Source organism: Streptomyces typhae (assembly GCF_009755605.1).
GTDB lineage: Bacteria > Actinomycetota > Actinomycetes > Streptomycetales > Streptomycetaceae > Streptomyces > Streptomyces typhae.
The window spans coordinates 154,329-161,639 of the sequence record NZ_WPNZ01000023.1 but is presented as its reverse complement, the minus strand read 5'-3'; the positions used below and the strand labels follow the sequence as shown (position 1 = coordinate 161,639).

At 71.3% G+C, this 7,311-nt stretch carries 5 protein-coding genes, 1 tRNA gene and 1 other RNA gene; 3 read left to right on the top strand and 4 right to left on the bottom strand.

Translation table 11 applies throughout. From position 1 onward, the window contains the following. Positions 1-1,466: DNA polymerase III subunit gamma and tau (locus GPA10_RS32875; RefSeq protein ID WP_343041590.1), on the bottom strand; the 1,466-nt coding region annotated here is incomplete at its 3' end. A gap of 47 nt (positions 1,467-1,513) precedes the next feature. Then, an RNA gene (ffs, locus tag GPA10_RS32870) (signal recognition particle sRNA small type) lies at positions 1,514-1,612 on the bottom strand. A gap of 73 nt (positions 1,613-1,685) precedes the next feature. Between ffs and GPA10_RS32865 the strand changes: the two genes are divergently transcribed. Then, positions 1,686-1,770: transfer RNA gene (locus tag GPA10_RS32865), tRNA-Ser, on the top strand. A gap of 296 nt (positions 1,771-2,066) precedes the next feature. Here GPA10_RS32865 and GPA10_RS32860 read toward each other — a convergent pair. Continuing rightward, complete coding sequence (locus tag GPA10_RS32860; RefSeq protein ID WP_343041589.1) at positions 2,067-2,468, bottom strand: PIN domain-containing protein; 402 nt, start codon at positions 2,466-2,468, stop codon at positions 2,067-2,069. After that, a complete protein-coding gene (locus GPA10_RS32855; protein WP_058850160.1) occupies positions 2,465-2,713 on the bottom strand; it encodes a hypothetical protein in 249 nt (82 codons plus the stop codon). The genes GPA10_RS32860 and GPA10_RS32855 overlap by 4 nt, the downstream gene beginning before the upstream one ends. A 314-nt stretch (positions 2,714-3,027) precedes the next feature. On the opposite strand from GPA10_RS32855, the gene GPA10_RS32850 reads away from it, so the two are divergent. Together GPA10_RS32850 and GPA10_RS32845 are read left to right on the top strand one after the other, a co-directional pair. Further along, positions 3,028-5,820: a DEAD/DEAH box helicase gene (locus tag GPA10_RS32850; RefSeq protein ID WP_343041588.1), complete on the top strand. Its 2,793-nt coding sequence runs from the start codon at positions 3,028-3,030 to the stop codon at positions 5,818-5,820. Beyond that, positions 5,817-7,052, top strand: a complete 1,236-nt coding sequence (locus GPA10_RS32845; protein WP_157168626.1) for an SWIM zinc finger family protein — start codon at positions 5,817-5,819, stop codon at positions 7,050-7,052. The genes GPA10_RS32850 and GPA10_RS32845 overlap by 4 nt, the downstream gene beginning before the upstream one ends. Positions 7,053-7,311: the final 259 nt, after the last annotated feature.

The window sequence follows — 7,311 nt, the reverse complement described above, 5'->3', positions numbered from 1 at the left end:
GGGGCGGCCGGGGAGGGCGCCTGGGGCTGAGGCTGGGGCTGCGGGGAGGGCGCGACGGCCGGGCCGGCCCCGGCACCCGCCCCCGACCCGGCACCCGGGCCGGCCCCGGAAACCGGGTCGGGGGCGGGTCCGTCGGAGGCGCGCACGGCGGCGCGGGCGGCGGCGGCTCCGCCGCCCGGGGGGATGTCGGGCGTCCCGGGGCCCGGCGGCGGCACGGGAACCCCCGGCTGCTGCACGCCCGCGTGGGCCTCGGGCCCGGGGACGTACCCCATCGGGGGCGCGGTGGCGGGCCCCGAGGCCGCGAAGTGGCCGCCGCGCTCCAGCCGGTCGAGGCGGGCCATCACGGAGCGGGCGTCGTCGTACGCGGCGGGCAGCAGCACGCGGGCGCAGATCAGCTCCAGCTGGAGGCGGGGCGAGGTGGCCCCGCGCATCTCGGTGAGGCCTTCGTTGACGAGGTCGGCGGCGCGGCTGAGCTCGGCGCCGCCGAAGACACCAGCCTGGGCCTGCATCCGCTCCACCACGTCGGCGGGGGCGTCGATGAGCCCCTTCTCGGCGGCGTCGGGCACCGCGGCGAGGATCACCAGGTCCCGCAGCCGCTCCAGGAGGTCGGCGACGAAGCGGCGCGGGTCGTTGCCGCCCTCGATGACGCGGTCGACGACTTCGAAGGCGGCGGCGCCGTCACCGGAGGCGAAGGCCTCGACGACGGCGTCGAGGAGCGAGCCGTCGGTGTACCCGAGCAGGCCCGTGGCCATGGCGTACGTCACACCGTCCTCGCGGGCGCCCGCGAGGAGCTGGTCCATGACGGACATGGAGTCACGCACGGAACCGGCACCGGCGCGCACGACGAGCGGCAGCACGCCGTCCTGGACGGTCATGCCCTCGCGCCCGCACACCTCGGCGAGGTAGTCGCGCAGCGTGCCGGGGGGCACGAGCCGGAACGGATAGTGGTGGGTGCGCGAGCGGATGGTGCCGATGACCTTCTCGGGCTCCGTCGTCGCGAAGATGAACTTCAGATGCTCCGGCGGCTCTTCGACGACCTTCAGCAGGGCGTTGAACCCCGCCGGCGTGACCATGTGGGCCTCGTCGATGATGTAGATCTTGTACCGGCTGGAAGCGGGCCCGAAGAAGGCCTTCTCCCTCAGGTCCCGGGCGTCGTCCACACCACCGTGCGAAGCGGCGTCGATCTCGATGACGTCGATCGAACCCGGGCCGTTCCTCGCGAGGTCGCGGCAGGACTGGCACTCGCCGCAGGGGGTCGGGGTGGGACCTTGCTCACAGTTCAGACAGCGGGCCAGGATGCGCGCGCTCGTCGTCTTGCCGCAGCCGCGCGGGCCACTGAACAGGTACGCGTGGTTGACCCGGTTGTTCCGCAGCGCCTGCTGCAGCGGGTCGGTCACATGTTCCTGCCCGATGACCTCGGCGAACGACTCCGGGCGGTAACGGCGGTAGAGCGCGAGAGACGACACGTGTACGAGGTTATAGGCGCCCACTGACAACCAGGACCGCCCCGGGAAACGCAAGCGCCCCCCACGCACCCGCCAGAGCCGACCTACCCTTGCTGCCTTCCGGCCCTGGGGGAGTTCAGTCAGATAGCGCCGCGTGAGGGGCTGGCCCCCACCCTAGCCGATGCCGGGGGGTGGGAACGAGTTCGCGAGCACTCCTCAACGTCTTGTATTGTTTGCCGCGGAGGATTCGCCTAGAGGCCTAGGGCGCACGCTTGGAAAGCGTGTTGGGGGCAACCCCTCACGAGTTCGAATCTCGTATCCTCCGCAGCCGCCTGAACAGGCGAGACGAAGAGCTGGACCGCCCATCGCGGTCCAGCTCTTCTGCGTGCCGTGGTTGCAGTTTCGGTCGCATTCAGAGGCGACATTTGGGACTTTTTCTCAAGCAGGCAGGGCGCACGCTCACGTCCTACAGGGCGACCGGCGATGACTCTGAGGAGCTTTGACACCGCACGCAGCCGCATCCGTCGATGCCTGGTTCACTCATCGCGGGCCGGCCTGCGGCAACTCTGGCTCTGGACGGATCCACGCGGATCCGTCCATGAACCCGGGACGATGGTGCGGTCATAGCCCGATCATCCGAACCTTGCCGCCGCACAGCCGGGTCATGTCATCGACATCAGACGTGAGGACGGCGACCGGGCCAGGCTGACGCAAGGCCGCTTCCGCGACAGTGGCATCGATCGCGTACTTGTGTCCGTGCAGACCGGCGCCCTTGAGCAGTTGTGCCGCCGCCTTCGCCGCCGCCTCCGTGATCGGCTCCACCTTGACACGGGAGAGCGCCCATTGCAGTCGGGGCAGGTTCACCCTGGCGTGGCTCACCTCCACGATGGTGTTGGCGCTGACGACAAGGTCCGCTCCCATGTCGTGGAACACCTGGAACATCGCCAGAACCTTCCGGTCCTGCGCCAGCCAGGCCGACAGCCCCTCGCTGTCCAGGACGACGGTCTCGATGTGCCCGCTCACGCGGCGCTCGCGCCGCCGGCGGCCGACGTCGTACCGAAGATCCGCGCCCGCGCCTCGGCCAGCTCTTCCTCACTGAAAGCCCCGTGCTCGTCTGTGTGGCTGCGCAGGTCGGCCCCCAGGAGCTGGTGTCGGATCTGCCTGGCGACCGCTTCGGCCACGTAGCCGGAGATGTTGTCCGTGATCTTCTTCAGCTCTGCTACCTGCTCGGTGGGAAGTGTCACCGTGATGCGTGTGGTGTCTGCCATACTCGCAAGCATACTGCGGTATGCGCGCTACGTGCTGCCTGTTCCCGCCCTCGGAGACGGGTGGTCCCAGGTGCTCATGGCCTCACCTGTGTTCAGCAGTGGCATGTCTTCGTCGTGGCGCCGTCGTCAGCAGTCAAGCCAAGGCCCGCGGTTGCCAGCGTGTGACGTTGCCTGGTGAGGTTCGGTAGTGAGCGCGCCCGGGGAGGGCCCGGCAAGCGACAGGGCGGGAGAGAGTGGCACGAGGCGTCGCACGAGAGCAGAAAACGGGCACAAAGAGCGCACCGCCGCTGGCCCGGCAGGAAACCTCCGCCTTCGTGAGGGAGTTGCTCGGCGTCGGCTGGGCGGCGGTGTTCCTGCCCGGTGAGCCCGCCCGTCTTGGGCGGCTGCTGCTGTGGAAGCCGGCCGGGGCGGCGGCCGGAGACAGTATGGCGCCCGCCGGCCTCGAGACCGAGGCGGTGGAGCTGATCCTGCCGCACGGCCGCTCGGTCAGGCGGCGCAGGGTCGAGGGTTACGCGCTGCCTGTCGCTGTCGCTGTCTCCGCCCTGGCCACTGCGGAGCCGACGCATCCCTCCGGCGCCGCCTGGCAGGCCGCCACTCGCCTCGCGCTGCGGCTGCTCGCCGACGGCCGCCTTCACCCGGCCCTCACCCCCGCCGGTTACGACACCTGGCAAGTGGGTCCCTGCACCGCCGCCCAGCGCCAGACGCTGGACACCCTGGCCGCCGCTTTCCCGCCACACGCCCACTGCCTGCCCGAGCCCGGCCCCGCTCCGGCACGGATCGCCGAACCGGCCGCACTGGTACGGCAGTTCTGCGACGCGGTCGCCGATGATCTGGTCCGTACGCCGGCCGCGCCGCTCGCCATGGGAGCGCTGCCGTACGCCTGGCGCGAGGCGCGCGCCGTGCCCGCCTTGCGTGAATGGGCCGAGGAAACCCAGGCGGCGCTCACCGCCGAGGTCAGTGTCTCCCTGCGCGTCGACGTACCCGAAGGACGCCGACGGCAGTTCCGGGCCGTCCTGCAACTGCACACCGCGGCGGACCCGGCGCTCGTCATCGAGGCCGCACGACTGTGGAGCGAGCCGACCGAAGTGGAGCGGCTGCTAGGCCCACGCGCCGAGTGCGAGACCCTTCTCGCCCTGCGCCGCGGCGCCCGCGCCTGGCCCCCTCTGCGGAGGCTGCTCGACGATGCTGCTCCCGATCAGCTCCGGTTGACCGACGACGAAGCCTTCGATCTCCTCGGGGACGCCACGGACGCACTGCGCGCGGCCGGTGTCGACGTGCACTGGCCGCGGGAACTGGTCAAGGCGCTCACCGCTACCGTGGAGATCGGGCAGCGCACCGCCCCCGGTTCCACCGCGGGCGGCCTGCTGGACACCGAGGCCCTCCTCGACTTCCGCTGGCAGATCTCCTTCGGCGGCGAGCCGCTCACCGAGGCCGAGATGGACGCTCTCGCGGAGTCGCGCCGTCCCCTCGTCCGGCTTCGCGACCAGTGGGTGATCGCCGATCCGAAGCTGGTGGCCCGCGCGAAGCGCCGCCGGACGGAACCGCTCACCCCCATGGAGGCGTTGAGCGCCGCGCTGACCGGCGAGGCCGAGCGGGACGGTGACCGGGTCCCCTGTGCGGCGGTCGGTGCGCTCGGCGACTTGGTCGCTCGTATCCGCGACCCCGAGTCCCGCACCCCCGTGCCCCAGCCCGCCGCCCTCAAGGCCACGTTGCGCGAGTACCAGAAGCGGGGCCTGGCCTGGCTGGCCGAGATGTGCGCGCTCGGCCTCGGCGGCTGCCTCGCCGACGACATGGGCCTGGGCAAGACCATCACCCTGCTCGCTCTGCACCTGCACCGCCAGACCGACCCCGCCACCGCCGGCCCCACGCTCGTCGCCTGCCCCACCTCTCTGCTCGGCAACTGGCAGCGCGAGGCCGCCAGGTTCGCGCCTTCCATCCCCGTGCGCCGCTACCACGGCGGCGACCGACACCTGAAGGACCTCGCCGGTGACGAGATCGTCCTGGTCACCTACGGCGTCCTGCGCCGCGACCGGGAGACCCTCACCGAGCACGCATGGTCGCTGATCGCCGCCGACGAGGCACAGCACGTCAAGAACCCCTACGCCGTCACCGCCCGTGAGCTGCGCGCCCTGCCCGCCCGCGCCCGCGTCGCCCTCACCGGCACCCCCGTGGAGAACAACCTCTCCGAACTGTGGGCGCTGCTCGACTGGACCACCCCCGGACTCCTCGGCCCGCTCACGGCCTTCCGCGACCGGCACGCCCGAGCGATCGAGTCGGGCGAGGACCCACAGGCTGCCGACCGGCTGTCCCGTCTTGTCCGCCCGTTCCTGCTGCGCCGCAGGAAGTCCGACCCGGGCATCGCACCCGAACTGCCCGCCAAGACCGAAACCGACCGTGTCGTGCCTCTGACCGCCGAGCAGGCAAGCCTGTACGAGGCAGTGGTCCGCGAAACCATGGCGAAGATCGCCCAAGCCGAGGGCATCGCCCGCCGCGGTCTGGTTCTGAAGCTCCTCACCGCGCTGAAGCAGATCTGCAACCACCCCGCCCAGTACCTGCGCCAGTCGGCACCGCTGCGCGGCCGGTCCGGCAAGCTCGACCTGCTCGACGAACTGATCGACACCATCATCGCCGAGGGCGAGTCGGTGCTGGTCTTCACCCAGTACAAGCAGATGGCGACCCTGCTGGAGAAGCATCTCGCAGAGCGAGGAGTGCCCACCCTCTTCCTGCACGGCGGTACCCCCGTCACCGCGCGCGAGGAGATGGTGGACCGCTTCCAGCACGGCGAGACGCCGGTGTTCCTGCTCTCCCTCAAGGCCGCGGGCACCGGCCTCAACCTCACCCGCGCCACCCACGTCGTGCACTACGACCGCTGGTGGAACCCGGCCGTAGAGGACCAGGCCACCGACCGCGCCTACCGCATCGGCCAGGACAAGGCCGTACAGGTCCACAAACTCCTCGCGGAGGGCACCGTGGAGGACAAGGTGGCGAAGCTTCTCGAGTCCAAGCGCGCACTCGCCGACGCCGTCGTCGGCTCCGGTGAGGCCGCCCTGACCGAACTGTCCGATGCCGACCTCGCCGAACTCGTCGCCCTGGGGAGGCAGACATGAGCCCTTCGTTTCCCGGCCAGCGCCGTGCGCCCGCCCGCGGCAGGCATGCTTTCGCCGCTACCTGGTGGGGCCAGGCATGGGTGACGGCCCTGGAGGACTCCACTCTGGACTCGGGGCGCCTGTCCCGCGGACGCACCTACGCCCGCCAGGGCATGGTCGGCGCCGTCACCATCGCCCCCGGCCAGGTCAAAGCCGCCGTCGACGGCAGCAGGCCCCGCCCCTACCGCTCCGCCGTCCACCTGCCCGTCCTCACCGACGCCCAATGGGGCACTCTCCTCGACACCATCGCCGCCCGAGCCGGGCATCTCGCCGCCCTCCTCGACGGCGAGATGCCCGCCGAACTCGTCAACGACGCCCACCGAGCAGGCGTCCCCCTGCTCCCGCAGCCCACCGAACTCGATCCCGAATGCTCCTGCCCCGACTGGGGCTACCCCTGCAAACACGCCGCCGCGCTCTGCTACGCCATCGCCGCCACCATCGACGCCGACCCGTTCGTGCTCTTCGCGCTGCGCGGCCGCGGTCGCGAGGAGGTCCTCGCCCGGCTGCGCGCACTCCGTACGGCAGCACAGGAGACCGCCGCCCCACCGGCACCGGCCGGCATCCCGGCCGCCGCCGCGTACGCCCGCTGGGTCGAAGAGCCCCCCGAACTGCCCGGGCTCCCGGAACCCGCCGCCCACACCACAGCACTGCCCGTCACCCCACCACCCGGCACCGGTCCGACCGCCGCGGACCTGGAGCGCCTCATGGCCGACGCCACCGCGCGCGCCTCCCGGCTCCTCGCGGGCGACACCGCCGACCTGCACCTGACCCAGCACCAGGACGCCGTCCGCATCGCCGCAAGCAACCCCGGGCCCGAGTGGTTCCACCACCTGATCCAGAGCACCGGCGTCAAACCCACTGCCTTCGCACGCCTCACCCGCGCCTGGCGCCACGGCGGTCCTACGGGCATCACCGTCGCCGAACAGCCCTACGCCCCCGACTCGACGGTGATGAAGGCCGCCCGCACCGCCCTGGACGCGGCCCTCGCCGAGATGACCGACTCCCCCGCACCCCTCAGAACCTGGCGCAACCGCCTCACCCTCACCCACCAGGGCATCCAGCTGCGTCTGGGCCCCGACGCCCGCTGGTACGCCTACCTCCGGGACGAAGACGGCGAATGGTGGCCCGCGGCACCAGCCGACTACGACCCGGTCACCGCGCTTACCGCGGCCTGGTCGCAGAACGGGGAGTAAGGAGGCGATCCCCCGCTGACCAGGAACCACGAGCAACAGCTGGACACACTCACGCTGCTCCATTTCCGTGGTCGCAGTTCTGGTTGCGTTCACCGGCGTACAGCACCGTTCAGCCCCCCGGACCAGCTGCACCGCAGGTCAGGACGTGGCCGTACGCGCCAGAACCCCCGGACGAACATTTGGAAAGCGTGTTGCGGGCAACCCCTCACGAGTTCGAATCTCGTATCCTCCGCCAGTGCCTCACCGGGCACGATGTCGA